Genomic DNA, 549 nt, shown 5'->3' with positions numbered 1-549 from the left:
CTACCGGCTGATCACGACGATCCTGGACCCGCAGGACGCTTCCGCGCTGGAGCTGGCCGCGGCCTACCACGAGCGCTGGGAGTTCGAACTGACCCTGGCGGAGATCGAGACCTGTCAGCGGGGTCCCGGACGGACCTTGAGATCAAAGTCGCCCGAGATGGTCCGCCAGGAGATCTGGGCCTTGCTGACCACGCACTACGGCATCCGCCGCCTGATGGCGCGAGCAGCGGACCAGGGTGGGATGGACCCCGACCGGTTGTCCTTCATCCGGGCCCTGCGCGTGATCCGCCGCCACACCACCGAGCAAGGAGCTTTTTCCCCCTCACCACCTGAAACGGGCCATCGGCCTGGCGCTGGAAGAGATCCTGGCCAGGCCCAATCCGCCCCGGCGCCATCGGACCTGCCCCCGGACCGTGAAACGCCACCGCCTCAGCCGACACCGAATCACCAGACCCGATGACCACCCCACGATCCACGACGGACCGCCGACGCTGGAGATCCTCAGTCACTAACTAAGCGGCATTGCTACCGAACCCGGAACGGTTCAAA

At 66.3% G+C, this 549-nt stretch carries 1 pseudogene; it reads left to right on the top strand.

The features are described from left to right. A pseudogene (locus tag IE252_RS42935) lies at positions 1 to 322 on the top strand (IS4 family transposase); the annotation flags it as partial. Positions 323 to 549 lie beyond the last annotated feature (227 nt).

The organism is Streptomyces melanogenes (assembly GCF_014649795.1).
Taxonomy (GTDB): Bacteria; Actinomycetota; Actinomycetes; order Streptomycetales; family Streptomycetaceae; genus Streptomyces; species Streptomyces noboritoensis.
The sequence above is the reverse complement of the archived record's forward strand: the minus strand, read 5'-3'. Positions and strand labels throughout refer to the sequence as shown.